Below are 25289 nucleotides of genomic sequence, written 5' to 3'. Positions count from 1 at the left end.
GGCGTTCAGCTCGCGATCTCCTGATAGGCGGCGAAGAGCAGCGACTGGTCGGGCGCCAGCATGACGGTGGGCTTCGCGAGGTCGTCGAGCACGATGAACCGAAGCTGGCCGGCTCGTGCCTTCTTGTCGCGCTGCATGGTCGCGAGCAGCGTGTTCCATCGCCCGGCCGGGTAGCTCGTCGGCAGGCTGAGCAGGTCGAGCACTCGCTTGTGGCGGTCGGCGACCTCGTCGGAGAGGCGGCCCGAGAGCCGTCCGAGCTCCGCGGCGAACGCGAGTCCGACCGACACCGCCGCGCCGTGCCGCCACTGGTAGCGCTCGGCATGTTCGACCGCGTGGCCGAGCGTGTGCCCGTAGTTCAGGATCTCGCGCAGGCCCTGCTCGGTGAAGTCCTCGGAGACCACGTCGGCCTTCATGCGGATCGACAACTCGATCACGCGACGGAACTCGGGCGTCGACGGGTCGGTGGCCCGCTCGGGGTCGGCCTCGATCGTGTCGAGGATCTCGGGGTAGCGGATGAAGCCGGCCTTCACGATCTCGGCGAACCCGGCGAGGATCTCGTTCTTCGGCAGGGTGTCGAGCAGGTCGAGGTCGCAGATCACCTCGGCGGGGGCGTGGAAGACGCCGACGAGGTTCTTGCCCTCGTTCGTGTTGATCCCCGTCTTGCCGCCGACGGCGGCGTCGACCATGCCGAGGACGGTGGTCGGCACCTGCACGACGCGCACGCCGCGCAGCCACGTGCCGGCGACGAAGCCCGCGAGGTCGGTGATCGCTCCACCCCCGAAGCCGACGATGGCATCGCTGCGCGTGAAGTCGGCCTGGCCGAGCACCTGCCAGCAGAAGGCCGCGACCTCGATGCGCTTTCCGGCCTCGGCGTCGGGCACCTCGGCGAGCAGCACCTCGAACCGGTCGGAGAGCGATTCACGCAGTTCGGCGGCGCGCGCGCCGAGCGTCGCCGGGTGCACGACGAGCACCTTCTTGACCGCCGATCCGAGTGCGTCGGCGATGCCGGCGGTGACGCCCCGTCCGACGATCACGTCGTAACCGGACTCGCCGCCGACCCGGATGCTCGTGCGCTCGTCGCCTGCGGTCATCGTGCTCCTCCGAAACGCTCGGTGATGTCGTCGACGATCCGCGCGACCGAGCGGCGCGAGGTGTCGATGGCGAGGTCGGCGACCGCCTCGTAGAGCGGTCGGCGCGCCTCGAGGATCGCCGCCCAGGCGTCGATGCCGCCGGCCGCGATCAGCGGCCGGTTGCCCCCGGTGAGCCGCGGCGTCACCGCCTCGCGCGAGACCTGCAGCCACACGACCGGCAGCGACGCGAGATCGTCGCGGGTGTCGGCGTGCAGCACGGCGCCGCCTCCGAGCGACACGACCGCCTCCTCGCGGAGCGCCTCGGCGACGACCTCGCGCTCGACGATGCGGAAGTACTCCTCGCCCTCGCGGTCGAAGATCTCGTCGATCGGGCCGTAGCGCTCGGCGATGCGCACGTCGGTGTCGACGAACGGCGCCCCGGCGTCGTTCGCGAGCCGCTGTCCGACGCGCGACTTGCCGGCGCCCATCGGCCCGACGAGCACGATCGGCAGCGCGAGGCGTGCGCGCTCAGACACCGGCGACCGTCGCACCGGTCGCGCCCTGGGTGCGGAGTGCTTCGGGGATGGCGGTGAGGTACGACTCGAGGTTGCGGCGCGTCTCGACGACGGAGTCACCGCCGAACTTCTCGAGGACGGCGTTCGCGAGGACGAGCGCGACCATCGCCTCGGCGACGACGCCGGCCGCCGGAACCGCGCAGACGTCGGAACGCTGGTGGTGCGCAGGAGCGGGCTCCCCCGTCGCGACGTCGATCGTGGGCAGGGCGTGGGGCACGGTCGCGATGGGCTTCATACCGGCACGTACGCGCAGGACGGTGCCGGTCGACATGCCGCCCTCGGTGCCGCCGGCCCGATCGCTGGCACGTTCGATCCGCCCGTCGGCGAGGTGCAGTTCGTCGTGCGCGGCCGACCCGCGACGACGCGTGGTCTCGAACCCGTCGCCGACCTCGACGCCCTTGATCGCCTGGATGCCCATGAGTGCGGCCGCGAGCTGGGCGTCGAGCCGACGGTCCCAGTGCACGTGCGACCCGAGTCCGGGCGGCACACCGTAGGCCAGCACCTCGACGACGCCGCCGAGCGTGTCACCCGACTTGTGCGCGTCGTCGACCTCGGCGACCATGCGGGCGCTCGTGTCGGCGTCGAAGCAGCGCAGCGGGTCGGCATCGACCGCTGCGAGGTCGGCCGGCAGGGGCAGCGCCGCGTCGTCGGGCACGCGCACCGGGCCGATCGAGAGCGTGTGGGCGATGGTCGTGATGCCGAGCTCCGCGAGGAACGACTTCGCCACCGCGCCGAGGGCGACCCGGGCGGCGGTCTCACGCGCGCTCGCCCGCTCGAGCACGGGGCGCGCCTCGTCGAAGCCGTACTTCTGCATGCCGACGAGATCGGCGTGTCCGGGGCGCGGGCGGGTGAGCGGTGCTCCGCGGCCACGACCGAGCTTCGCCGGGTCGATGGGCTCAGGGCTCATGACCTCCTGCCACTTCGGCCACTCCGTGTTGCCGACGCGCAGCGCGATGGGGCTGCCGAGGCTGAGCCCGTGACGCACGCCGCCCGAGATCGCCAGCTCGTCCTGCTCGAACTTCATGCGGGCGCCGCGGCCGTAGCCGAGCTTGCGGCGCGCGAGATCGTCGCGGATGAGATCGAGTGAGACGGGGGTGCCGGCGGGAAGACCCTCGAGGATCGCGACGAGCTCAGGGCCGTGCGACTCTCCGGCAGTGAGCCAACGGAGCATGCCTTCTATACTTCCACAGCGTCAGCGCACGGCTTCGCGCATGACGCGGAGCACGTCATCCTCGTCGGGCAGCTCGGTGAACGGGTCGCCGTGCACGAACACGCGCACCTGCAGCAGCGCCTGGTGCAGCAGCATGCCGAGTCCATGCACCACTCGCCCCGATCGCGCGAGCCAGGCCGCGCCGAGGGTGCTCGGCCACGGGTCGTAGGCCACGTCGAGCAGCACGCTGCCGTCGACGAGTACGGCCGACGGCGCGACCCCGAGGGCGGAGCCGCCCGGCACGGTCGCGATCACGAGCTCGGCATCACCGGCGCCGAGCTCCGCGAGCGCGTCGATCGGAAGCTCGTCGACGACGACCCCTGCACGCCGCCCGAGGTCGCCGAGCGCCGCGGCCGAACCCGGTCGGCGCACGAGCACCCGCACCTCACGGGCGCCGAGCTCGGCCATCGCGATGAGTGCCGATGCCGCCGTCGCACCCGCGCCGATGAGCGCACCCGTGCGGACCCGGCCGACGCCCGACTCCCCCAGCGCACGCACGATCCCGCCGACGTCGGTGTTGAAGCCCCGCCGCACACCGTCGTCGAAGACGACGGTGTTGGCCGCCCCCGTCAGCCGTACGAGCTCGTCGACCTCGTCGACGAGCGCCAGCACGTCCTGCTTAAGCGGCATCGTGAGCGACAGGCCGCGCCACGAGTCATCCAGCCCGTCGATGAAGCCCGGCAGTCGCTCACCGGTCATCTCGACCGCCGAGTACTCCCAGTCCAGGCCGAGCCGCGAGTAGGCGGCGCGATGCAGCGCCGGACTCTTCGAGTGCGCGATCGGCGACCCGAGCACCGCGAGGCGAGCGCGCGGTCGAGAAGGCAGCGGCTCAGCCATACTCGGGGTGGTCCTCCATCCAGGCGAGCCACTTCTCGACGGCGGCATCGTGCTCCTCGACGGTCGAGGAGAAGATCGTCTCGCCGGTGTCGAGGTTCCACGTCACGAAGAACAGCCACGGTCCGTCGGCGGGATGGACCGCCGCATCGATGGCGAGGTCGCCGGGGTTCGAGATGGGGCCGACCGGCAGGCCGGGGTGCACGTACGTGTTGTACGGGTTCGACGCGTCCTCGCGCTCGGCGTCGGTCGTCGTGACGAGGTGCGTGTTGCCGGTGCCGTAGGCGACGGTCGCGTCGGACTGCAGCAGCCCGCTCTCCCACTTCGCCGGGTCGAGCCGGTTGAGGAAGACGCGGGACACCTTGTAGTAGTCGTCCTTGAGGCCCGCCTCGCGCTGCACGAGGGCGGCGAGCACGATCGTCTTCCAGCGGTCCTCGGGGGCGACCCCCGCCTCGTCGAGCGCCTGGAACTGCCGGTCGACGAGCGTCTGCAGCACGGCACGGGCGTCGGCGTCGGGGTCGAGCGTGTACGTCGCCGGGAAGAGGAATCCTTCGAGGCTCTTCGCCTCGGCGGGCAGCCCGTACGACTGCGGCGACTCGGCCGCAGCGGCCTCGAGCTCCTCGAGCGGGATGCCGGTGCCCTCTGCGATCCTCGGCAGGGCGTCGACGGTCGCGGTGCCCTCGGGGATCACGAAGGTGTTCTCGAGCTTGCTCGCCGGGTCTTCGAGGGCGTCGAGCGCGGCCTGGGCGCTCATCTTCTCGGCGAGCTTGTATGCGCCCGGGTAGAAGATCGGCGACGGGTCGGCGTCGGCGACCGCCTCGAGGAAGGCGTCCTCGCTCGCGACGACCTTCTCGGCGACGAGGTTCGTGGCGATCGACTCGCCCGTGTCGCCCTCGTGGATCATGAAGACGACCTCGCCCGTGCCCTGGCCTTCGTAGTCGGCGGCGGGCTGGAACCGCTCGATGACGGCGTTGATCGGGCCCTGCAGGAAGAAGAAGGCGCCGACGCCGAGACCCGCGACCACGAGGAGGCCGATGAGGCAGCCCCAGCCTCCGCGGCGACGGGGCTTCTCGTGCCCATCGGGTTCGTGATGGTCGAAGGATGCCGCGGCGCGGCGTTCGGCGCGGGTGGGCTTGCGCCGCGGCGGCTCGGGACCGTCGCCGGTCTCGGGCCCGCCGAGCAGCGCCGCGAAGGCGGCGGCCGGAGCGTCGGGCGCGAGCGCGGTGGCGTCGGTCTGCGACGCGCCGGGTGCCGAGACCGGGGCGATCGACGGCACCGGGCCCGACGCCGCTGCGGCGGCGGAGACCGGCGCCGCGAACTGCTCGGCCACGGCCGGGAGGCCCTGACTCGTCGGGGCCGGTCCGGTCGGCGGCGTGGTCGGCGCGGGACCGGTCGCCGTGGGCCCGTCCCACGGCGCGGCCGTTCCGGCGCCGGTCGGTGCTGCGGCGGGGGCGGGGCCCGTCCAGGGCGCCGCCGGGGTGGGACCGGTCGAGGGGGCGACCGGCGCGGCGCCGTTCGATGTCGCGGCTTCGACGGCCGCCCGGCGCTGTTCGGCCTCGCGGGCTTCTCGACGGGTCATCTGCCGACCCTCGGGAGGTCCGTCGGGGGCCGCGGATCCCGGTGCGGGCTCGACGGGTGCAACCGGCCGGTCCGCAGCGGGTCGGACGGGCTGCCGGGGAGACGCCGGCGGTGCCGCCTGCGCGCCGGGCGAGGTCGACTGCGCCGGCGGAGCCGTGGGGAGCGGCATGACCGGCGAGGGCTTCGTCGTCGTCGGCTGCTGGCCGGCGAGCATCGCCTGCCAGTCGCGCATGAGCGCGTCAGCCTCTGGGTGCTCTGGGGGGAGCTGGGTCACAGGGGTCAGGGCCCTTCATCGGTGTCGAGGGTTCGACCCGGAGCGTGCCCGGAGGCGCGCTCGGCGTCGATCGCATGTTGCAGAATGATAACGGCTGCGACTTGGTCGACGATGGGACGCTGCTGCTTCGCCTTCTTCCCGGTCGCGCGCAGCGCCTGCTGCGCGCTCACGGTCGACAGTCGCTCATCGACGAGGCGCACCGGACGTCCGGGGCTCGCGCCCGCGAGCCGGCCCGCGAACTCGACGGCATCGTCCGTCGACGGCGTCGGCGCGCCCGAGAGCGACAGCGGGTTGCCGACGACGAGCTCGATCGCCTCGTACTCGTCGGCGATGGCGAGGATGCGTCGCACGTCGGCGTCGCCCTCGGCCGCGCGCGGCACCGTCTCGACCGGTACCGCGAGCAGCCCGCCGCTGTCGCATCGCGACACGCCGATCCGGGCGCGCCCGACGTCGATGCCGAGCCTCGCCCCGGATCGCATCGCTCGTCTACCCGCCGAGCCCGCGGCGCACGGCCTCGAGGGCCGCGGGGATCGCCGAGAGGTCGCTGCCGCCGCCCTGCGCGAGATCGGGCTTGCCGCCGCCACCGCCGCCGAGCGCGGCCGCGGCCGCCTTCGCGAGAGCGCCCGCGTTCGCACCGTGCTCGCGCGCACCCGCCGTCGTCGCGACGATCGTGAGCGGCTTGCCGCCGACCTCGCCCGCGAGGGCGACGACCGCGTCGACGTCGCCGAGCTGTGCGCGCACCGAGAGCGCGAGCGAGCGCAGCTCGTCGCCTGAGCCCAGTTCTCCGGCCGGCTCGGCCACGAGCAGCACGTCGCCGACACGCGTGGCCTTCACGGCCAGCGCCGGGACGCGGTCGTTCAGCGCCTTCGCCTCGAACGCCTGAATGCGCTTCTCCGCGGCCTTGAGGCTGGTCACCAGTTCGCCGACGCGGTCGACGAGCTGCTCGGGTCGCGTCTTCAGCGTCGAGGTGAGCTCCGTGACGAGTGCGCGCTCGGCAGCGAATCGCCGGAACGCCTCGAGACCGACGAGGGACTCCACACGGCGATTCGACGCACCCACCGACGACTCGCCGACGATGTTGATCATGCCGATCTCGGAGCTCGTCGACACGTGGGTGCCCGCGCAGAGCTCGCGCGACCAGGGACCGCCGATGTCGACGACGCGCACGACGTCGCCGTACTTCTCGCCGAAGAGCGCCATCGCCCCGAGCGCCTTCGCCTCGTCGAGCGGGAGCTCGCGCGTGACGACCTGCAGGTTGTCGCGAATCGCCGAGTTCGAGATCTCCTCGATCTCGCTGCGCGTCTCAGCCGAGAGCGCCGAGTTCCAGCCGTAGTCGAGGCGCAGGTAGCCGGCCTTGTTGAACGAGCCCGACTGGTGCGCGTTCGGACCGAGCACCTGACGCAGCGCGGCGTGCACGATGTGCGTCCCCGAGTGCGCCTGGGTCGCCCCTCGCCGGTAGTCCTCATCGACGAGGCTCGTCGCCCGCTCCCCGACGCCGACCTCGCCCGAGACGACCTTGACCGTGTGGCTGATGAGGCCCTTGACGGGCTTCTGCACGTCGAGCACCTCGAGCTCGTAGCCGTCGCCGACGATGCGCCCCTGGTCGGGCGCCTGTCCGCCGGACTCCGCGTAGAGCGCCGTCTCGGCGAGGATGACCTCGGCCGTCTGTCCGGCGACGGCGCGCTGCGCCGGCCGGCCGTCGACGAGCAGGCCGAGCACGCTCGACTCGGTCGCCAGTTCGGTGTAGCCCGTGAAGACCGTCTCGCCCTTGGCCCGGAAGTCGGCGTACACCGAGAGATCGGCGAGCACCTTCTTCTTCGACTTCGCGTCGGCCTTCGCACGGGTGCGCTGCGCCGTCATGAGTTCGTCGAACGCGGCACGGTCGACCGCGAGGCCGGCCTCGTCGGCCATCTCGAGCGTGAGCTCGATCGGGAAGCCGTACGTGTCGTGAAGGAGGAACGCCGTGTCGCCGGCGAGCTGCGCACGCCCGGCGTCCTTCGTCTTCTCGACGGCGAGGTCCAGGATCGACGTTCCGGCCGACAGTGTGCGGAGGAACGTCTCCTCCTCGCCGAGGGCGAGCTGCTCGATGTGCGCGTAGTCGCGCGCGACCTCGGGGTAGGCCGACTTCATCGCGTCGCGCGATGCCGCGAACAGCTCGCGGAACGTCGGGCCCTCGACGCCGAGCAGCCGCATGGCCCGGATGCTGCGGCGGAGGAGCCGTCGCAGGATGTAGCCGCGCCCCTCGTTCGACGGGCTCACCCCGTCGCTCATGAGCATCAGCGCAGAGCGGATGTGATCGGCGATGACGCGCATCCGCACGTCGTCCTCGTGGTCGGCGCCGTACCGGCGCCCGGAGAGCTCGGCGGCCTTGTCGAGCACCGGACGCACCTGGTCGATCTCGTACATGTTGTCGACGCCCTGCTTGATGAAGGCGACGCGCTCGAGCCCCATGCCGGTGTCGATGTTCTTCTTCGGCAGTTCCTTGACGATGCGGAAGTCGGTCTTCGACACCACGTCGTCGATGAGGTACTGCATGAACACGAGGTTCCAGATCTCGACGTAGCGGTCGTCGTCGGTCGCGGGACCGCCGTCGATGCCGTACTCGGGGCCGCGGTCGAAGAAGATCTCGGAGCAGGGTCCCGCGGGGCCGGGCTGCCCGGTGTGCCAGTAGTTCGTGTCCTTGCCGAGGCGCTGGATGCGCTCGTCGGGCAGGCCCGCAACGCGCTTCCAGATCTCGATCGCCTCGTCGTCGTCTTCGTAGACGGTCACCCAGAGGTCGTTCGGGTCGAAGCCGTAGCCGCCGCCGTCCTCGGGCGTGGTGAGCAGTTCCCACGCCATCGAGATGGCGCCTTCCTTGAAGTAGTCGCCGAACGAGAAGTTGCCGTTCATCTGGAAGAACGTGCCGTGACGCGGCGTCTTGCCGACCTCTTCGATGTCGTTCGTCCTGATGCACTTCTGCACGCTCGTGGCACGCGGGTACGGAGCGGGCACCAGCCCGGTCAGGTACGGCACGAACGGCACCATGCCGGCGACCGTGAAGAGCAGCGTCGGGTCGTCGGAGACGAGCGAGGCCGAGGGCACGACGGTGTGGCCGCGCTCGGCGAAGAAGTCCAGCCAGCGCTGGCGGATGTCGGCAGTCTGCATGGTTCCGTTCTGGGGTCGAGCCCGGGGTCGCCCGGGCCGGAAGGAGATGGGGTGGTGGCTCAGCGCTCGGCGGCGGGGCCAGCCTCGGCGCGCAGCTCGGCGTCGCGGGCGTGGTAGCCCTCGGCGATCGCGTGGCCGAACGCTCGGGCCTTCGCGTCGATCGACTCGAAGAAGTCGCGGCCCTGCTTGGTCTGGTTGACCTGGTGCGCGACCACGAATCCGGCCGCGACGCCGACGGTGAACCACAGAATGCTCTTCACGGGTGCTCCCTGTTCGATCTCTCGCCGACGCCATGGCGCTCGGCACGCCTCGGATCAGTCTAGTGGCGCGGGCCGGGCCGCCCGCCGAATGCGGAACAGGGGCCGCGGGAAACCCCGCGACCCCTGTTCGGTGCAGCCTGCGTCAGCGAGCCGCGTAGTACTCGACGACGAGCTGGACGTCACAGGTCACGGGGACCTCGGCGCGCTTCGGGCGACGGACGAGCTTGGCCTGGAGCTTGTCGAGCTCGACCTCGAGGTAGCCCGGAACCTTGGGGAGCACGTCGGCGTGACCGCCGGCGGCGGCGACCTGGAACGGCTCGGTGCCCTCGCTGCGGGTCTTCACGTGCACGAGCTGGCCCGGCTTCACGCGGAACGACGGGCGGTCGACGAGCTGGCCGTCGACGAGGATGTGGCGGTGCACCACGAACTGGCGGGCCTGCGAGATGGTGCGGGCGAAGCCGGCGCGCAGCACGAGCGCGTCGAGGCGCATCTCGAGCAGCTCGACCAGGTTCTCACCCGTCTGGCCGGCGGTGCGCTTGGCCTCGACGTAGGCGATCTTCAGCTGCTTCTCGCGGATGCCGTACTGGGCGCGCAGGCGCTGCTTCTCGCGCAGACGGACCGCGAAGTCGCTGTCGGCCTTGCGCTTGGTGCGGCCGTGCTCACCGGGAGCGTAGGGGCGCTTCTCCATGTAGCGGGCGGCCTTCGGGGTGAGGGCCACGCCGAGCGCACGGGAGAGGCGGGTCTTGCTGCGGGAACGGTTCGACACGAATGTCCTTTCGGAAGAATCTCAAGTGAAACCCGCGGCGCGTTCGTGCGCCGCAGATCTGTGTCAGAGGGATTCGCCAGGGGTGGATCGGCTACAGATCGCACCCACTCGCCGGTGACCCTCTCGCAGCCGCGCTCGAGGATCTGGCTTCAGGCCAGCGACCATCGTATCACGCCGGGGGCGCGTCGACCTCGAGGGCGCTGCCGTCTCGCGACGCCCGCCGGCGCCCCGACTCAGCGCTCGCCGCGCACGATGCGCCGGATCTTCGCGAGGCGTGCGGAGACCTCGCGCTCGTTGCCGTGCTCGGTCGGCTCGTAGTAGACCGCGCCGCGCAGGGTGTCGGGCAGGTACTCCTGCGCGACGACGCCGATCGCGTCGTCGTGCGGATACCGGTAGCCCTTGCCGTGCCCGAGCCGCTTCGCCCCCGGGTAGTGCGCATCGCGCAGGTGTTTCGGCACTCGCCCGGCCTTGCCCGCGCGCACGTCGGCGATGGCCTGGTCGATGCCGAGGTACGCGGCGTTCGACTTCGGCGCCGTTGCGAGGTGCACCACGGCCTGCGCGAGCGGGATGCGCCCTTCGGGCATGCCGATGTACTGCACCGCGTCGGCGGCGGCGACCGCGACGCCGAGCGCCTGCGGGTCGGCGAGGCCGATGTCTTCCGAGGCGAGCACGATGATGCGGCGCGCGATGAACCGCGGGTCTTCGCCCGCCTCGATCATGCGCGCGAGATAGTGCAGTGCAGCGTCGACGTCGCTGCCGCGCACCGACTTGATGAAGGCGCTGATCACGTCGTAGTGCTCGTCGCCGTTTCGGTCGTAGCGCAGGAGCGCCCGGTCGACGGCGCGCGCCACCACATCGGCGGTGATGACCGGCGAGGATGCCTCGGCCTCGCGCTCCCCCGACTCGGAGTCGCCGTCGGACGTCTCCGCCGCCACGGCCGGCTCGGCCGCGGCGGAGATCGCCGAGGCCTCGAGCGCGGTGAGCGCTCGACGGGCGTCACCCGAGGCGAGCCGCACGATCGCCGCTCGCGCCTCGGGGTCGAGCACGACCTTGCCCGCGAGCCCTCGCGGATCGGCGACGGCACGGTCGACGAGCACACCGAGATCGTCGTCGCTCAGGAGTTCGAGCGTCAGCAGCAGGGACCGCGACAGCAGCGGCGAGATCACCGAGAACGACGGGTTCTCGGTCGTCGCGGCGACGAGGATCACCCACCCGTTCTCGACGCCCGGCAGCAATGCGTCTTGCTGCGCCTTCGTGAAGCGGTGGATCTCGTCGAGGAAGAGGACGGTGGAGATGCCGTAGAGGTCGCGGCTGGCCTGGGCCTCCTCCATCACCTGGCGCACGTCGCGCACGCCGGCGGTGACGGCGGAGAGTTCGACGAACTTGCGCCCCGACGATCGGGCGATCGCCTGGGCGAGCGTCGTCTTGCCCGTACCGGGAGGCCCCCAGAGGATGACCGACACCGACCCGCTCTCGCCGGTGCGATCGCCGGCCAGCGCCACGAGCGGCGAACCGGGGGTCAGCAGATGCCGCTGCCCGGCGACCTCGTCGAGGCTAGTCGGGCGCATGCGCACTGCGAGCGGGGTCGCGCCCGAGCGCAGTCCCGGGCCGGAATCCACCATGCGATCAAGCGTAGCCGCGGCATCCGACACCGCCTTCTGCGCCGCCGTGCAGCGCGGCGATTGGTGCACGCCCGAGGGCTTTTGTAGAGTCGGCTCGCAGCAGCACTCCCACGAGGGGGTCGGCCGAGAAGGAGCAGGCGTGGCATCGAACGACCGTCAGGCACGCGAGGAACGCGCACGCCTCCGCACCTACCAGGCCAGGCAAGAGGTGCACGCCGGCAAGCAGCGGCGTCGCACGCGCGACAACGTCATCGCGAGCATCACGCTCGTCGTCGTGCTGGCCCTCGCCGTCGGTGCGCAGCTCTTCTTCTTCAACGGCGGCCCGGGGAGCCCGGAGCCCGAGGCCTCGGCCACGCCGACGCCGTCGGCCGCCGCCGGCGAGAACCAGGGCGACGTGCCCTCGGCCGACCTGGCCGAGGACCGGACCTGGACCGGGACGCTGACGCTCAACGAGATCCCGCTCGGGGTCGAGCTCGACGGCGCCGCGGCACCGCAGGCGGTGTCGAGCGAGATCAGCCTCATCCAGTCGGGCTTCTACGACGGCGTCAGCTGCCACCGACTCACGAAGGACTCGATCTGGGTCCTGCAGTGCGGCGACCCGAACGGCGACGGCAGCGGTGGCCCGGGCTACAGCTACGGCCCCATCGAGAACGCGCCGGCCGACGGGGTCTACCCCGCCGGCACGATCGCGATGGCGCGCCAGCCCGGAAACACGTACAGCCAGGGCAGCCAGTTCTTCATCGTCTACGAGGACACGACGCTCCCGACCGACGACGGCGGGTACACGGTGATCGGTCGGGTGACGAGCGGGCTCGACGAGCTGCGGGCGGGCATCACCGATGCCGGACCGGCCGATGGAGCGTCCGACGGCGCCCCGACCGTCCCCACGACGATCACCTCCGTCACGATCGAGTGAGCGCGGCGCCGTCTTCGACCGGTGCAATAGGCTTGACAGCACATCGCCGCCGATGGCGGCATCCGACCTACGACGCGGCGGCGCAGCCCGTGACCGCCGCTCAGTAGGCTTGACCGCAGCATCGCCGCCGATGGCGGCATCCGACCTACGACGCGGCGGCACAGCCCGTGTCCGCCGCTCAGTAGGCTTGACCGCAGCATCGCCGCCGATGGCGGCATCCGACCTACGACAGGGTGAGGCCGTGACCGAATCAGATCAGCAACCGTGGGGCCGCGTCGACGAGACGGGCACCGTCTTCGTCCGCACGAGCGACGGCGAACGCGAGGTCGGCCAGTACCCCGATGCCACGGCTGAGGAGGCGCTCGCGTACTTCGAGCGCAAGTACGCCGACCTCGCCGGTCAGGTCACGCTGCTCGAGCAGCGCGTGCGTCGCGGCGCGCCCGCGGCCGACGTGGCGAAGGCCGTGGCTGCGCTCACCGACTCCGTCGCCGATGCCCACGCGGTCGGCGACCTCGACGCACTCTCCCGTCGGCTCGAGGCCCTCTCGGGCACGACGAAGGAGCTCACCGAACAGCAGCAGGCCGAGGCGAAGGCGGCGCTGGGCGAGGCGATCACCGAGCGCACGCGCATCGTCGAGCAGGCCGAGCGGCTCGCTGCTCAAGACCCGGCGAAGACCCAGTGGAAGCAGACCTCCGCAGAGCTCGACGCCCTCTTCGCGAGCTGGCAGCGCCACCAGCAGGAGGGCCCCCGGCTTCCCAAGGGCGAGGCGAACGACCTGTGGAAGCGGTTCCGCGCCGCACGCTCGACCATCGAGCAGCATCGCAAGGCCTTCTTCGCCGAGCTCGACGCGAGCCACCGCGATGTGCGCGCTCGCAAGCAGCGACTCATCGAGCGCGCCGAGGCGCTCGCACCGCGCGGCGCCGACGCGGTCGGCGACTACCGCAGTCTCCTCGACGAGTGGAAGCTGGCCGGACGCGCCGGCAAGAAGCTCGACGACCAGCTCTGGGCACGCTTCAAGGCCGCGGGCGACGTGCTCTTCGACGCCAAGGCCGAGATCGACGCGAAGGAGGACGAGGCGTACCGCGCGAACCTCGACGAGAAGCTCGTGCTCCTGACCGAGGCCGAGGTCCTGCTCGGCGAGAAGGACCCGAAGCCCGCGCGCGCCGCGCTCAACCGCATCCAGCGCCAGTGGGACGAGATCGGCCGCGTCCCCCGCGATCAGGTCCGCCCGATCGAGGATCGCCTCCGCAAGGTCGAGAACCATGTCCGCTCGCTGGAGGACGAGCGCTGGCAGCGCGAGGACCCCGAGAAGAAGGCGCGTTCCGAGGGCATGCTCGGTCAGCTCCAGGAGGCGATCGAGAAGCTCGAGTCCGAGCTCTCCGCCGCAGAGGCGGCCGGCGACGACAAGGCCGCCGCAGAGGCACGCGAGGCGCTCGAGGCTCGCCGTGCCTGGCTGAAGGCCGTCGGCGGCTGAGGTTCGACTCCTCCGCGACATCCACGTGTGATCGGCCGTTCTCCACAGGACGGCCGATCGCCCGTTTCCGGCACCGCGGATACCGCAGCATGGGGTGATGGCGCGACTTCCCGCAGTGCTCGGCACCGATGACCTGCCGCTCGCCGAGCTGTGCGCGGCCCGCATCGACGGCGAGCTCTTCCATATCGACGACGCCTGGGCGCCGATCGACGAACCCGACCTGCCGAGCCTGCGCGCGGCGGTCGTCGCCCGCCGCGCGCCCCGCGCACTCATCATCGAGCGGTTGTCAGCGGCCTGGGTGCACGGCGCGCTCGACGCTCCGCCGGAGGTCGCGCAGTTCTGCGTGCCGCACGAGGCCCGCGTCGCCGTCGTCTCCGCCCGTGCCGCGGTGGTCCGCGAGGTGTCGATCGGCGACGACGAGATCGTGCGCCACGACGGCATCGCGTGCACCGACGACGTGCGCACGGCGTTCGACCTGCTGCGCGATCCGACGATCGGCGACGAGCCGGTCGAGCAGGTGCTGGCGCGCATGATCGCCGCTCGCGACGGCTTCGCCGGACGGGTGCGCGATCGTCTCGCCGACGCACACCGGCTGCCGCACCGTGCCCGAGCGCTCGAGCGCCTCGGCCGCGCCGAGACGGCGGTACGCGTCGAGGGGAGGCTGCGTGCGGAGTTCGCGCGCGAACCGTCCTCGGCGCGGTTCGGCCGTCGCTGACGGTTCGGCCGTCGCTGACGCTTCAGCCGTCGCTGACGCGGTAGACGTCGTAGACGGCGTCGATGCGGCGGACGGCGTTCAGCACCCGGTCGAGGTGCGTCGTGTCGCCCATCTCGAAGACGAAGCGGCTGAGCGCGAGACGGTCGGTCGACGTCGAGACGTTCGCCGAGAGGATGTTGACGTGGTGCTCCGAGAGGACGCGCGTCACGTCGGAGAGCAGGCCCGATCGATCGAGCGCCTCGATCTGGATCTGCACGAGGAAGACGCTCTTCGAGCTCGGCGCCCACTCGACGTCGATCATCCGCTCCGGCTCGCGCATGAGCGACTGCACGTTGTGGCAGTTCGCCTGGTGCACCGAGACGCCGGCACCTCGGGTGATGAAGCCGACGATCTGGTCGCCCGGCACGGGCGTGCAGCAACGAGCCAGCTTGACGAGGATGTCGGGCGCTCCGCGCACGAGCACTCCGGAGTCGGAATGTCGCGGAAGCGGCCGCGAACGGGCCGGCAGCGGAAGGTCGGGCTCGTCGACGTCGTCGATGTCGCGCACGAGCGAGACGACCTTCTCGAGCACCGACTGCGTCGAGACGTGCCCCTCGCCGACGGCCGCATAGAGCGAGGAGACGTCGTCGTAGTGCAGCTGCGCGGCGACCTCGGCGAACGACTCCTGGCTCATGAGCTTCTGGAGCGGCAGGTTCTGCTTGCGCATCGCGCGGGCGATCGCGTCGCGGCCCTGCTCGATCGCCTCGTCGCGGCGCTCCTTCGTGAACCACTGCCGGATCTTGTTGCGGGCGCGCGGACTCTTGACGAACCCGAGCCAGTCTTTGCTCGGGCCGGAGTCGGGGTTTTTCGAGGTGAACACCTCGACGACGTCGCCGCTCGACAGCTCGCTCTCGAGCGGGACCAGTCGCCCGTTGACCTTGGCGCCCATCGTGCGGTGGCCGACCTCGGTGTGCACCGCGTACGCGAAGTCGACCGGCGTGGCTCCTGAGGGAAGGCCGATCACACGCCCCTTCGGCGTGAACACGTACACCTCTTTCGCACCGATCTCGAACCGGAGCGAATCGAGGAACTCCCCCGGGTCGGCCGTCTCGGCCTGCCAGTCGGAGATGTGGGCGAGCCAGGCCATGTCGGTCTCGTTCGCGAGCGCCGGACCGCCGGCCGACTTGCCGGTCGTCTGCTCCTTGTACTTCCAGTGCGCGGCGACGCCGTACTCGGCGCGCTGGTGCATGTCGTGCGTGCGGATCTGGATCTCGACCGCGCGGCCCTTCGGCCCGATCACCGTCGTGTGCAGCGACTGGTAGAGGTTGAACTTCGGAGTCGCGATGTAGTCCTTGAACCTGCCGGGCAGCGGGGTCCAGCGGGCGTGGATGGCACCGAGCACGGCGTAGCAGTCGCGCACCGAGTTGACGAGCACGCGGATGCCGACGAGGTCGTAGATCTCGTCGAAGTCGCGGCCCCGCACGATCATCTTCTGGTAGATCGAGTAGTACTGCTTCGGACGCCCGACGACCTTGCCGCGGATCTTCGCAGCCTTGAGGTCGTCATTGACGAGGTCGATGACGTTCTGCACGAACTCCTCGCGCTGCGGGGTGCGCTGCTTCACGAGGCTCTCGATCTCGGCGTAGAGCTTCGGGTAGAGCACCGCGAACGAGAGGTCCTCGAGCTCCCACTTGATCGCCTGGATGCCGAGGCGATGCGCGAGGGGCGCGTAGATCTCGAGCGTCTCGGTCGCCTTGCGCGCCGCCTTCTCGGCCGGCACGAAGCCCCACGTGCGTGCGTTGTGGAGTCGGTCGGCGAGCTTGATGATCAGCACGCGGATGTCCTTCGACATCGCGACGATCATCTTGCGCACCGTCTCGGCCTGGGTGGAGTCGCCGTACTTGACCTTGTCGAGCTTCGTCACGCCGTCGACGAGCATCGCGATCTCATCGCCGAAGTCGGCACGCACCTCGTCGAGCGTGTATGCCGTGTCTTCGACGGTGTCGTGCAGCAGCGCCGCCGCCACCGTCTTGGAGCCGATGCCGAGGTCGGCGAGGATCTGCGCGACGGCGATCGGGTGCGTGATGTACGGCTCGCCGCTCTTGCGCTTCTGCCCCTCGTGCGCCCGATCGGCGACCGTGTACGCGCGTTCGATGAGCGCGACGTCGGCCTTCGGGTGGTGCATGCGCACCGTGCGGATGAGCGTGTCGACCGCACCCGACGGCTGCGCCTTGGAGAAGATCCGCGGCACGAGACGGCGCAGCGACGCCGTCGAATTGACCCCGGTCTCCGTCACCCGCGCACCTCCAGAACTCAATTATCACCGCTCCGGAGGGTGCGGCGTGCACGAGGGCGCACGCCGGGGGCGAACGTCATGCGCTGGGCAGCGCCTCGACCGTGCTCGCCGACGACCCCGCGCGCTCCCGCTCCTTGAGGACCTTCTGGTCGTGGCGCTTGATCTCGGGCTCGCCTTCGCGGAGCAACGAGTACAGTGGCGCCGCGAGGAAGACGGTCGACCAGGTGCCGACGAGGATGCCGATGAGCAGTGCGAGCGAGATGTCGCGCAGGGTGTCGGCACCGAGCACGCCCGCACCGATGAACAGGATCGACGCGACCGGGAGGGCGGCCACGACGCTCGTGTTGATCGAGCGAACGAGGGTCTGGTTGACCGCGAGGTTCACCGACTCGGCGAAGGTGCGCCGCGACTCCTGCCCGTCTTCGGCGGTGTTCTCGCGGATCTTGTCGAACACGACGACCGTGTCGTACAGCGAGTAGCTGAGGATCGTGAGGATACCGATCATCGCCGCCGGGCTGATCTCGAAACCGACCGCGGCGTACACGCCCGTCGTGATCACGAGGTCGGCCATGAGCGCGAGGATCGCGGCGAGCGACATCTTCCACGTGCGGAAGTACAACGCCATGACGAGCGCGGCCAGCAGCACGAACGCGATGAGGCCGACGACGGCCTGGCGCGTGACGTCCGCGCCCCAGCTCGGGCCGACGAACGAGGTCGTGACCTCGGACTCGGGCACGTCGTACGCCTCGGCCAGCGCCGAGGCGACCTCGTGCGAGTCGTCCTGCGAGAGCTGGTCGGTCTGCACGCGAACGCCGACGTCGCCGACGATGGTCACCTTGGTGGTCGTGTCGGGGACGACCGATTCCACCGCATCGATCGCCGGCTGCGCCGTCGCGTTGTCGACGCCGGAGATCTGGAACTGCGACCCGCCGCGGAACTCGATGCTGAAGTTCACGCCGGTCAGGAGCGGGATGACGACCGAGAGCAGGACGATCACGCCGGCGATCGTGAACCACTTCTTGCGGCCGCCGACGAAGTTGAACGAACGCTTGCCGGTGTAGAGGTCGTTACCGAAGGTCGTGAGACGGTTCGCCATCAGGAGTCCTTCCCCTCGTTCTCGGTACTGCCGGCCCCGACGGCGGCCGCCTTGCGCTCGGCGATCGTCTGCCGGCGCTGCGCCTCCTTGGCGCTCGATGCGGCCTTCTTGGCGGGCAGGGCCGTCGGCTTGCGGAACTCGGCACGACCGCGGTACACGGCGCCGAGGGCGTTCGGGTCGAGACCCGACCACGGGTTGCCGCTCGAGAAGAACTTCGTCTGCGCGAGCAGCTGCAGCATCGGGTGCGTGAACAGGATGACGATGACGACGTCGATGATCGTCGTGAGGCCGAGGGTGTAGGCGAAGCCCTTCACGCTGCCGACCGCGAGGATGAACAGCACGATCGCGGCGAGCAGGTTGACGCCCTTCGAGGCGAGGATCGTGCGGAAGGCGCGCTTCCACCCGGCCTCGACCGCCCCGACGAGCGGACGGCCGTCGCGCAACTCGTCTCTCACGCGTTCGAAGTACACGATGAACGAGTCGGCGGTGAAGCCGATCGCGACGATCAGACCCGCGATGCCGGCGAGCGACAGTCGGTAGCCCTCGCGCCACGACAGGATCGTGATCATCAGGTAGGTGATGAGCGCCGCGATCATGAGCGACGCGATCGTCACCGAGCCGAGCGCGCGGTACTGGAACAGGGTGTAGATCACGACGAGGATGAGACCGATGAGACCGGCGACGAGCCCCGACTGGAGCTGGGAGGAGCCGAGCGTCGCCGAGATCGTGTCGGACGACTGCACCGTGAAGCTGATCGGCAGGGCACCGAACTTCAGCTGATCGGCGAGGGCCTTCGACGACTCCTGCGTGAAGCTGCCGGTGATCTGCGGGCGACCGTCGGTGATCGCGCCGTTCATCGCGGGCGCCGTGAGGACGGCGCCGTCGAGCACGAACGCGAACTGGTCGCGCGGCGTCTGCCCCGACAGGGCGAAGAGCCGCGTGCTGACCTTGGCGAACTCGTCGGTGCCCTTCTCGTCGAAGGTGATGTTCACGGCCCACTGGCCGGTGGAGGCACCGGTCTGCGTGGTGACCATGCCGTTCGTCGCGTCGACGATGTTCTCGCCGCTCGCCTCGACGGGGCCGAGCAGGTACTTCGCCGTGCGGGTCACGTCGCACGTGACGAGCGGCTCGTCGGCCGGCGCGACGCTCGCGTCGGTCTCGTCCATCTGCGAGCAGTCGAACGAATCGAACTCCTCCTGCAGCGCGGGCGTGATCCACGCGGGGTCGCTGCCGTCGGTCGGCACGGCCGTCGGCGTCGATTCGAGCTCCTCCGCAGGGGCCTCGGTCGGCGACGGGCTCGCGCTCGGGTCGATCGTCTGGTTCGTCGCCGCATCGGCGAGCAGCACCGCGCGCAGTTCGAGCTTCGCGGACTGCTCGATGCGAGCACGGGTCTGGTCGTCGAGCTCACCGGGGATCCGAACGACGATGTTCTGGCCCTCGGTGTTGATCTCGGCCTCGGCGACACCGGACGCGTCGACGCGCTGGCGGATGATCGACACCGCCTGGTCGAGCTGCTCCTGCGACGCCGTGTCACCCGTCTCGAGCTTCGGCGCGAGGATGATCTGCGTGCCGCCCTCGAGGTCGAGGGCGAGCTTCGGCGTCCACGAGCCGCCGCCCCACATCACGCCGGCCGCGTTGATGCCGAACAGGAGGGCGATGATGACCCCGAGCCAGATGAGGGATCGCCATGCCTTGCGGACGGGCGTCGGCCGGGATGACCGCTTCGATGGTGCAGCCACGTGTTCTGCTTTCTCTGCAGGAGCCCGCGCGACATCGCGCGGGCCGAGCCTCGTTGGGTGAGTCTGAGCCGCCGACTACTTGGTGTCGGGCGTCTCGTCGGTGTTCGACTGGTCGGTGCCCGACGTGTCGCTCGGCGTCTCGTCGGCCGGCGCCTCCGACACGCGCTCGCCGAACTCCGGCTCGCCGTCATCGGTCGTCGCGGACTCGTCAGCGACCGCGGTCGGCTCCACGACGCGCGCGATCGTCTGGCGGTGCACGGTCAGGATCGTGCCGGGCGAGGTCTCGAGCAGCACCTGGTTCTCGTCTTCGTCGATCGAGAGGATGGTGCCGAAGACGCCGAAGTTCGTCATCACCTGCGCACCGGGCTGGACCTTCGACTGCATCTCCTTCGCGTCGGCCTGGCGCTTCCGCGAGTTGCGGAACATGAAGAAGATCAGCACCGCCAGGACGGCGAGCATGATGATGGTGATCGGATCGAACGTCATGAGGGTGAAATACCTTCCGGGGTGCGCTTCGCGCACGAAGTCGAGTGGCGTTGAGGGTGACGCCTCAAAGGATTATAGGTCATCGATCGGAAGGACCGCTGCCGCACTCTCGACGCCCTCGGAGAGCCCGAAGTGCCGCCAGGCCGCAGGGGTCGCCACCCGCCCCCGCGGCGTGCGTGTGATGAGGCCGATGCGCACCAGGAACGGCTCGACGACCGCCTCGATCGTCTCGGCCTCCTCGCCGACGGACACCGCGAGCGTGTTGAGGCCGACCGGGCCGCCGCCGAAGCGGGTGAGGATCGTCTCCATCACCGCGCGGTCGAGCCGGTCGAGGCCGAGGGCGTCGACGTCGTAGAGCTCGAGCGCAGCGCGCACGGCTTGGATGTCTGCCCGGCCGGTGCCGTCGAACGAGCCCGACGACGTGTGCACGAGCGCGTAGTCGCGCACCCGGCGCAGCAGGCGGTTCGCGATGCGCGGCGTGCCGCGACATCGGCCGGCGATCTCCGCGAGAGCCGCGCGATCGATGTCGAGCCCGAGCAGCTCGGCGGCGCGGCCGAGCACCTGCTCGAGCTCCGACTCGTCGTAGAACTCGAGATGCGCCGTGAAGCCGAACCGGTCTCGGAGCGGGTTCGGCAGCAGCCCCGCGCGCGTCGTCGCCCCGACGAGCGTGAACGGAGCGAGGTCGAGCGGCACCGACGTGGCACCGGCGCCCTTGCCGACCATGATGTCGATGCGGAAGTCCTCCATCGCGAGGTACAGCATCTCTTCGGCCGACCGCGCCATGCGGTGGATCTCGTCGATGAACAGCACCTCGCCCGGCACGAGCGAGCTCAGGATCGCGGCGAGGTCGCCGGCGTGCTGGATCGCCGGACCGCTCGACATGCGCAGGGGGCGGCCGCCCTCGTGGGCGACGATCATCGCGAGCGTCGTCTTGCCGAGCCCGGGCGGCCCCGCGAGCAGGATGTGGTCGGGAGTACGCTGCTGGAGCGTCGCCGCGGTGAGCAGCAGCTGCAACTGGCCGCGAACGCGGGTCTGCCCCACGAACTCGGCGAGGCTCCGGGGTCGCAGCGCACCCTCGAACGCGAGTTCCGCCTCCGACGCGAGCCCGGGGTCGGTGAGGTCTTCACCGGGGCGGCTCATCGACCGCCCCTCCCCGACTGCTGGGCCGGACCGAGCCGGGCGAGCGTCAGTCGCAGGAGGGTCGGCACCGACGTGGACTCGACCTCGCCCGCCGTGGCGAGCGTCTCGTCGAGTGCCTCTGCGGCCACCCGCTCGGACCACCCGAGCCCGGTGAGCGCTGCGAGGACGCTTTCGGCGACGCCGCCCGATGCGACCGGCGCCGTCGTCGGGCGAGCGGCCGGCGCCGCGAGCTTGCCCGCGAGCGAGACCGTGATGAGCTTCGCCGTCTTCGGCCCGATGCCGCTGACCTTGCGGAACACCGCATCGTCTTCGCGGTGCACGGCCTCGGCGACCTGCTCGGGCGAGAGCGAAGACAGCACGCCGAGCGCCGACTTCGGGCCGACCCCGGTCACGCCGATGAGCAGCTCGAACACGTCGAGCTCGTCGCGGGTGCCGAACCCGAAGAGGGTCAGCGAGTCTTCCCGCACGATCAGCGAGGTGTGCACCGCGAGCTCGTGCCCCTCGCGGCTCGCGAGTACGAGCGCCGGGGTGGTGTTGACCTGGAAGCCGACGCCGCCCACGTCGATGACGACGGAACTGCCGGCGGCGGCGAGCACGCGCCCACGGAGAGAGGAGATCACTCCTTCACCCTACGGGCCGCCCCCGACACGGCGGCGGAGCGCTCCGCGGCGAGCCACGCGCGTTGCGCCGGGGTCAGCGCCGAGGCATCCGCCGTCGCCGCGCCGCCCCGCGCGCGACCGAGCGCCTCCTCGCGGATGGCCGCCCCCGCGACGCCGCCGGTGCGCCAGGCGTGGCAGATCGCGAGCGCGAGCGCATCCGCGGCGTCGGCGGGCTTCGGCACCGCCTCGAGCCCCAGGATGCGCGCCACCATCGCCCCGACCTGCTTCTTGTCGGCGCGGCCGTAGCCGGTGATCGCGGCCTTCACCTCGGACGGCGTGTGCAGCGCGACGGGCAGTTCCCGGCGCGCAGCGATGAGCATCGCGACGCCCGAGATCTGCGCCGTGCCCATGATCGTCGACACGTCGGACCGGGCGAACACCCGCTCGAGCGCGACCGCCTGCGGCCGGTGCTCGTCGAAGATCGCCTCGAGCCCGTCGGCGATGCGCGCGAGGCGACGCTCGATCGGCGCGTCGGTCGGCGACCGCAGCACGACGACGTCGACCAGCCGCGCCGTGCGGTCGCCCTGGACGTCGACCACGCCGACGCCGCAGCGGGTGAGCCCGGGGTCGATGCCGAGCACCCGCATGGCGATCGACCTACTCCGCCTCGAGCTCGGCCTGCACCTCGGGCGTCAGGTCGAAGTTGCTGTAGACGTTCTGCACGTCGTCACTGTCTTCGAGCGCGTCGATCAGGCGGAACACCTTGCGCGCCGTGTCGGCGTCGATCTCGACCTTGAGGTTCGGCACGAACTCGATGTCGGCCGACTCGTAGTCGAGGCCGGCCTCCTGCAGCGCCTTGCGCACCTCGACCATGTCGGACGGGTCGGTGATGACCTCGAAGCCCTGCGCGTGCGGCTCGATCTCCTCAGCACCCGCCTCGAGCGCCGCCATCATGACGTCGTCCTCGGTGGTGCCCTCGCCCGAGACGACGATGACGCCCTTGCGGGTGAAGTTGTAGGCGACCGAACCGGGGTCGGCGAGCGTGCCGCCGTTGCGGTTGAGCCCCGTGCGCACCTCGGCGGCGGCACGGTTCTTGTTGTCGGTCAGCACCTCGACCATCAGGGCGACGCCCGACGGGCCGTAGGCCTCGTACGTGATGCTGAGGTACTCGACGGCTTCGCCGCCGATGCCCGCGCCGCGCTTGATCGCGCGATCGATGTTGTCGTTCGGCACCGAGGTCTTCTTGGCCTTCTGCACCGCGTCGTACAGGGTCGGGTTGCCGTTCAGGTCGGCGCCGCCGAGCTTGGCCGCGACCTCGATGTTCTTGATGAGCTTCGCGAACGACTTCGCGCGACGCGCGTCGATGACGGCCTTCTTGTGCTTGGTCGTCGCCCACTTGGAATGCCCGGACATGCTGCTCCTGTATCGACTTCTCGGCGGGGGCGCCCGCCGACGGTTCATTCTAGTCGAGCGCGCGGGTCGCGCTCGGGCGCACGGTCCGGATGTCTCGCCCGCGCTCCGTGCTCACGCGGCGAGCTTGCGCAGCGTTCGCAGGTTGCGCGTCGTGATGCTCGGTTTGAACCGCGCCTTCGCCGTGACCTTCGAGAACGCGCTGTCGACCCCGCGTGCGCGACGGTTGTGCCAGTAGAGCACCCCGTCGCCCGGGGCGACGACGTCGTCGGCCGCATCGACCCCGACGGCCGCCGCGAAGAGTTCGTCGAGCGCGGCCTGCGACGACGAGAAGACCACGTACGGGTGCCAGCCTTCGCGCTCGTCGTCGAACGGGAACGATGCGATGACCCGCTCGAGCTCGTCGCGCGAGACGAGCACGATCCACGCCTCGTACCCGAACCGATCGGAGAGCGCCCGCTCGATGGTCGACTTCAGCGCCGAGGCATCCGCCTCGCCCGCCGCGCCCGTCGAGAACGCGACGTTGCCGCTCGCGAGCACGGTGCGCACGGCATCGAAGCCGAGCCCCCTGAAGAGCTCGGCGAGCTCGGCCGACCGCACGGTGATGCCGCCCACGTTGACCCCGCGCAGCAGGGCGATCCATTCGCTCACGTGGGCGAGCGTAGCGCGCGCCGCCGACGGGCGGAGCGCGCGCCGCCGCGCCCGGCGACCGGGCACGGGCTCACACGAGCGCGGGCATCCCCTCCGGGAACAGCTCACGCTGCCACGCCGTGTACTTGCGGCGCATGAGCAGCACCCAGAGCAGGCGGATCGGCGCGGGCAGGTTCGAGCGCACCCATTCGTCACGCTCCGCCGTCGGCACGGCGTCGATCATGAGGCCGAGCTGGACGGGCATCGCGTCCTTCGGCAGCGCCCTGCGTCCGTGCTCGCCGATCTCCTCCCACTCGGCCTGGCTGAGCACCCGCGCGGCGACCGGCACCATGTCCGCCTCCTCTCGGCCGAGGTGCACGCCGAGGGTCGAGCCGACGTCGTCGAGCGCCGCGGCGAGCCGCTCGGCCGTCGCCGGATCGGCCGTCGTGCGCCACTCGGCGACGATCGGGTCGACGAGTGCGAGCAGCTCGGCGACCTGCGCATGCTGCGCCTTCATCACGTCGACGTGCATCGAGCACCCTGGCTCGCGCCGCTCGAGGCGATCCCAGAGCAGCTCGTCCTCGCCCTCGTGATGGACGTGCAGGCCCTGGTCGATCCGGTCGACCGCCTGCGCGACGGTCTCGGCGCGACGGACGTCGCCCGCCGGGACCTCGCGCACGGCCTTCGGCAATTCGCGATACCCCCAGCGGAAGATGCGGTGGATGAGGAAGATGTCGCTCGTGTCGCACCCGGTCTCGTCGACGATGCGGTCGTCGGCCCCGGTGCTCGGCAGTCGTCTGGTCATGCGGGCGACGCTATCGACGCATCCCGCCGCCGGAATCGGTGCCGGCACTGAGAACCGCTCCCCCGTTCGGGGCTCAGACGCGCGCTCGCACCTTCGACAGGAAGTACTCGTGGAAGCGGTGCTCGCCGTTGATCTCAGGGTGGAAGCTCGTGCCGAGGAGGCTCCCCTGCTCGACCGCGACGACCCGGCCGTCGTCGAGCGTCGCGAGCGCGGTCGCCGCGGGACCGACCGACTCGACCACCGGCCCGCGGATGAACACGGCGTGCACCGGCGCGTCGCCGAGTTCGGGGATCGCGAGGTCGGTCTCGAACGACTGGTTCTGCGAGCCGAAGGCGTTGCGCCGCACCACGACGTCGAGGCCGCCGAGGGACTGCTGCCCCTCGATCGCGTCGAGCACGGTGTCGGCGAGCATGATGAGGCCGGCGCACGTGCCGTAGACCGGCAGTCCGGCGGCGATCGCGGCCTTGAGCGGAGCGGCGAGGCCGAACGTTCGCGACAGCTTGTCCATCACACTGGACTCGCCGCCGGGGATCACGAGGCCGTCGACCTCGGCCAGCTCTTCGGGACGTCGCACGAGCGTGACGCGCGCACCGAGCGCGGCGAGCACGTGCGCGTGCTCGCGGAAGTCGCCCTGCAGGGCGAGCACGCCGACGCGGGGTCCGGCCGTGGCC

General features: G+C 70.8%; 24 protein-coding genes. 3 read left to right on the top strand and 21 right to left on the bottom strand.

What is annotated here, in order from left to right; all coding sequences use genetic code 11:
* Positions 1 to 5: 5 nt before the first annotated feature.
* From aroB to ACWGPE_RS13970, 10 genes are all read right to left on the bottom strand, one after another.
* Positions 6 to 1091: a 3-dehydroquinate synthase gene (gene aroB, locus ACWGPE_RS14015; RefSeq protein WP_452048919.1), complete on the bottom strand. Its 1086-nt coding sequence runs from the start codon at positions 1089 to 1091 to the stop codon at positions 6 to 8.
* Positions 1088 to 1606: a shikimate kinase gene (locus ACWGPE_RS14010; protein ID WP_275506913.1), complete on the bottom strand. Its 519-nt coding sequence runs from the start codon at positions 1604 to 1606 to the stop codon at positions 1088 to 1090. Before ACWGPE_RS14010 ends, aroB begins: the two co-directional genes overlap by 4 nt.
* Positions 1599 to 2816, bottom strand: a complete 1218-nt coding sequence (gene aroC, locus ACWGPE_RS14005) for a chorismate synthase (RefSeq protein WP_231430885.1) — start codon at positions 2814 to 2816, stop codon at positions 1599 to 1601. Before aroC ends, ACWGPE_RS14010 begins: the two co-directional genes overlap by 8 nt.
* A gap of 21 nt (positions 2817 to 2837) precedes the next feature.
* Positions 2838 to 3692 (bottom strand): shikimate dehydrogenase, encoded by an 855-nt coding sequence (locus tag ACWGPE_RS14000; RefSeq protein ID WP_452048918.1) that lies wholly within the window; start codon positions 3690 to 3692, stop codon positions 2838 to 2840.
* Positions 3685 to 5268 carry an endolytic transglycosylase MltG gene (gene mltG / locus ACWGPE_RS13995; RefSeq protein ID WP_376930254.1) on the bottom strand — a complete coding sequence of 528 codons (1584 nt, stop codon included), beginning with the start codon at positions 5266 to 5268 and terminating at the stop codon, positions 3685 to 3687. The genes ACWGPE_RS14000 and mltG overlap by 8 nt, the downstream gene beginning before the upstream one ends.
* Before the next feature lie 278 nt (positions 5269 to 5546).
* A complete protein-coding gene (gene ruvX, locus ACWGPE_RS13990; protein ID WP_452048917.1) occupies positions 5547 to 6020 on the bottom strand; it encodes a Holliday junction resolvase RuvX in 474 nt (157 codons plus the stop codon).
* Positions 6021 to 6027: 7 nt separating this feature from the next.
* Positions 6028 to 8685 (bottom strand): alanine--tRNA ligase, encoded by a 2658-nt coding sequence (gene alaS / locus ACWGPE_RS13985; RefSeq protein ID WP_452048916.1) that lies wholly within the window; start codon positions 8683 to 8685, stop codon positions 6028 to 6030.
* Positions 8686 to 8744: 59 nt separating this feature from the next.
* Positions 8745 to 8945 carry a hypothetical protein gene (locus tag ACWGPE_RS13980; RefSeq protein WP_231430880.1) on the bottom strand — a complete coding sequence of 67 codons (201 nt, stop codon included), beginning with the start codon at positions 8943 to 8945 and terminating at the stop codon, positions 8745 to 8747.
* 142 nt (positions 8946 to 9087) lie between these two features.
* Entirely contained in the window at positions 9088 to 9711 is a 624-nt protein-coding gene (rpsD, locus tag ACWGPE_RS13975) for a 30S ribosomal protein S4 (protein ID WP_231430879.1), read from the bottom strand.
* 233 nt (positions 9712 to 9944) lie between these two features.
* On the bottom strand, positions 9945 to 11333 hold the full coding sequence (locus ACWGPE_RS13970; RefSeq protein ID WP_452048915.1) for a replication-associated recombination protein A: 1389 nt from the start codon (positions 11331 to 11333) through the stop codon (positions 9945 to 9947).
* On the opposite strand from ACWGPE_RS13970, the gene ACWGPE_RS13965 reads away from it, so the two are divergent.
* The 3 genes from ACWGPE_RS13965 to ACWGPE_RS13955 all read left to right on the top strand — a co-directional run bounded on the left by ACWGPE_RS13965 (position 11332) and on the right by ACWGPE_RS13955 (position 14438).
* Complete coding sequence (locus ACWGPE_RS13965; RefSeq protein ID WP_308191644.1) at positions 11332 to 12249, top strand: peptidylprolyl isomerase; 918 nt, start codon at positions 11332 to 11334, stop codon at positions 12247 to 12249. The genes ACWGPE_RS13970 and ACWGPE_RS13965 overlap by 2 nt on opposite strands.
* A gap of 241 nt (positions 12250 to 12490) precedes the next feature.
* Entirely contained in the window at positions 12491 to 13723 is a 1233-nt protein-coding gene (locus ACWGPE_RS13960) for a DUF349 domain-containing protein (protein WP_231430877.1), read from the top strand.
* Positions 13724 to 13820: 97 nt separating this feature from the next.
* Positions 13821 to 14438, top strand: a complete 618-nt coding sequence (locus tag ACWGPE_RS13955) for a hypothetical protein (RefSeq protein WP_275506908.1) — start codon at positions 13821 to 13823, stop codon at positions 14436 to 14438.
* Positions 14439 to 14460: 22 nt separating this feature from the next.
* Here ACWGPE_RS13955 and ACWGPE_RS13950 read toward each other — a convergent pair whose 3' ends face one another.
* The 11 genes from ACWGPE_RS13950 to pdxT form a co-directional block, all read right to left on the bottom strand.
* Positions 14461 to 16713 (bottom strand): RelA/SpoT family protein, encoded by a 2253-nt coding sequence (locus tag ACWGPE_RS13950; protein WP_275506907.1) that lies wholly within the window; start codon positions 16711 to 16713, stop codon positions 14461 to 14463.
* A 76-nt stretch (positions 16714 to 16789) separates the two neighbouring features.
* On the bottom strand, positions 16790 to 17809 hold the full coding sequence (gene secF, locus ACWGPE_RS13945; protein WP_231430875.1) for a protein translocase subunit SecF: 1020 nt from the start codon (positions 17807 to 17809) through the stop codon (positions 16790 to 16792).
* The gene (secD, locus tag ACWGPE_RS13940) at positions 17809 to 19431 is read right to left on the bottom strand and encodes a protein translocase subunit SecD (RefSeq protein WP_231432322.1); all 1623 of its coding nucleotides are present in this window, start codon (positions 19429 to 19431) and stop codon (positions 17809 to 17811) included. The genes secF and secD overlap by 1 nt, the downstream gene beginning before the upstream one ends.
* Before the next feature lie 192 nt (positions 19432 to 19623).
* Positions 19624 to 20034 (bottom strand): preprotein translocase subunit YajC, encoded by a 411-nt coding sequence (gene yajC, locus ACWGPE_RS13935; protein WP_231430874.1) that lies wholly within the window; start codon positions 20032 to 20034, stop codon positions 19624 to 19626.
* A 72-nt stretch (positions 20035 to 20106) separates the two neighbouring features.
* The gene (gene ruvB, locus ACWGPE_RS13930; protein WP_231430873.1) at positions 20107 to 21174 is read right to left on the bottom strand and encodes a Holliday junction branch migration DNA helicase RuvB; all 1068 of its coding nucleotides are present in this window, start codon (positions 21172 to 21174) and stop codon (positions 20107 to 20109) included.
* Positions 21171 to 21794 carry a Holliday junction branch migration protein RuvA gene (gene ruvA / locus ACWGPE_RS13925; RefSeq protein ID WP_231430872.1) on the bottom strand — a complete coding sequence of 208 codons (624 nt, stop codon included), beginning with the start codon at positions 21792 to 21794 and terminating at the stop codon, positions 21171 to 21173. Before ruvA ends, ruvB begins: the two co-directional genes overlap by 4 nt.
* Positions 21791 to 22420 (bottom strand): crossover junction endodeoxyribonuclease RuvC, encoded by a 630-nt coding sequence (ruvC, locus tag ACWGPE_RS13920; RefSeq protein ID WP_231430871.1) that lies wholly within the window; start codon positions 22418 to 22420, stop codon positions 21791 to 21793. The genes ruvA and ruvC overlap by 4 nt, the downstream gene beginning before the upstream one ends.
* A 10-nt stretch (positions 22421 to 22430) precedes the next feature.
* A complete protein-coding gene (locus tag ACWGPE_RS13915; RefSeq protein WP_231430870.1) occupies positions 22431 to 23186 on the bottom strand; it encodes a YebC/PmpR family DNA-binding transcriptional regulator in 756 nt (251 codons plus the stop codon).
* A gap of 111 nt (positions 23187 to 23297) precedes the next feature.
* Entirely contained in the window at positions 23298 to 23834 is a 537-nt protein-coding gene (locus tag ACWGPE_RS13910) for a DUF1697 domain-containing protein (protein WP_231430869.1), read from the bottom strand.
* Between the two features lie 70 nt (positions 23835 to 23904).
* On the bottom strand, positions 23905 to 24618 hold the full coding sequence (locus tag ACWGPE_RS13905; RefSeq protein ID WP_275506906.1) for a hemerythrin domain-containing protein: 714 nt from the start codon (positions 24616 to 24618) through the stop codon (positions 23905 to 23907).
* Positions 24619 to 24691: 73 nt separating this feature from the next.
* On the bottom strand, positions 24692 to 25264 hold the full coding sequence (gene pdxT / locus ACWGPE_RS13900; RefSeq protein WP_452048929.1) for a pyridoxal 5'-phosphate synthase glutaminase subunit PdxT: 573 nt from the start codon (positions 25262 to 25264) through the stop codon (positions 24692 to 24694).
* Positions 25265 to 25289: the final 25 nt, after the last annotated feature.

Source organism: Agromyces sp. NPDC055658, assembly GCF_053618155.1.
The sequence above is the reverse complement of the archived record's forward strand: the minus strand, read 5'-3'. Positions and strand labels throughout refer to the sequence as shown.

Coding starts and splice junctions, on each gene's coding strand:
- yajC (WP_231430874.1), bottom strand. CDS start 20,034: ATGACGTTCGATCCGATCACCATCATCATGCTCGCCGTCCTGGCGGTG.
- ACWGPE_RS13965 (WP_308191644.1), top strand. CDS start 11,332: ATGCGATCAAGCGTAGCCGCGGCATCCGACACCGCCTTCTGCGCCGCC.
- ACWGPE_RS13955 (WP_275506908.1), top strand. CDS start 13,821: ATGGCGCGACTTCCCGCAGTGCTCGGCACCGATGACCTGCCGCTCGCC.
- ruvB (WP_231430873.1), bottom strand. CDS start 21,174: ATGAGCCGCCCCGGTGAAGACCTCACCGACCCCGGGCTCGCGTCGGAG.
- aroC (WP_231430885.1), bottom strand. CDS start 2,816: ATGCTCCGTTGGCTCACTGCCGGAGAGTCGCACGGCCCTGAGCTCGTC.
- ACWGPE_RS13905 (WP_275506906.1), bottom strand. CDS start 24,618: ATGACCAGACGACTGCCGAGCACCGGGGCCGACGACCGCATCGTCGAC.
- ruvC (WP_231430871.1), bottom strand. CDS start 22,420: ATGCGGGTGCTCGGCATCGACCCCGGGCTCACCCGCTGCGGCGTCGGC.
- alaS (WP_452048916.1), bottom strand. CDS start 8,685: ATGCAGACTGCCGACATCCGCCAGCGCTGGCTGGACTTCTTCGCCGAG.
- ruvX (WP_452048917.1), bottom strand. CDS start 6,020: ATGCGATCCGGGGCGAGGCTCGGCATCGACGTCGGGCGCGCCCGGATC.
- ACWGPE_RS13915 (WP_231430870.1), bottom strand. CDS start 23,186: ATGTCCGGGCATTCCAAGTGGGCGACGACCAAGCACAAGAAGGCCGTC.
- secF (WP_231430875.1), bottom strand. CDS start 17,809: ATGGCGAACCGTCTCACGACCTTCGGTAACGACCTCTACACCGGCAAG.
- ACWGPE_RS13970 (WP_452048915.1), bottom strand. CDS start 11,333: ATGGTGGATTCCGGCCCGGGACTGCGCTCGGGCGCGACCCCGCTCGCA.
- aroB (WP_452048919.1), bottom strand. CDS start 1,091: ATGACCGCAGGCGACGAGCGCACGAGCATCCGGGTCGGCGGCGAGTCC.
- mltG (WP_376930254.1), bottom strand. CDS start 5,268: ATGACCCGTCGAGAAGCCCGCGAGGCCGAACAGCGCCGGGCGGCCGTC.
- ACWGPE_RS14000 (WP_452048918.1), bottom strand. CDS start 3,692: ATGGCTGAGCCGCTGCCTTCTCGACCGCGCGCTCGCCTCGCGGTGCTC.
- secD (WP_231432322.1), bottom strand. CDS start 19,431: ATGTGGGGCGGCGGCTCGTGGACGCCGAAGCTCGCCCTCGACCTCGAG.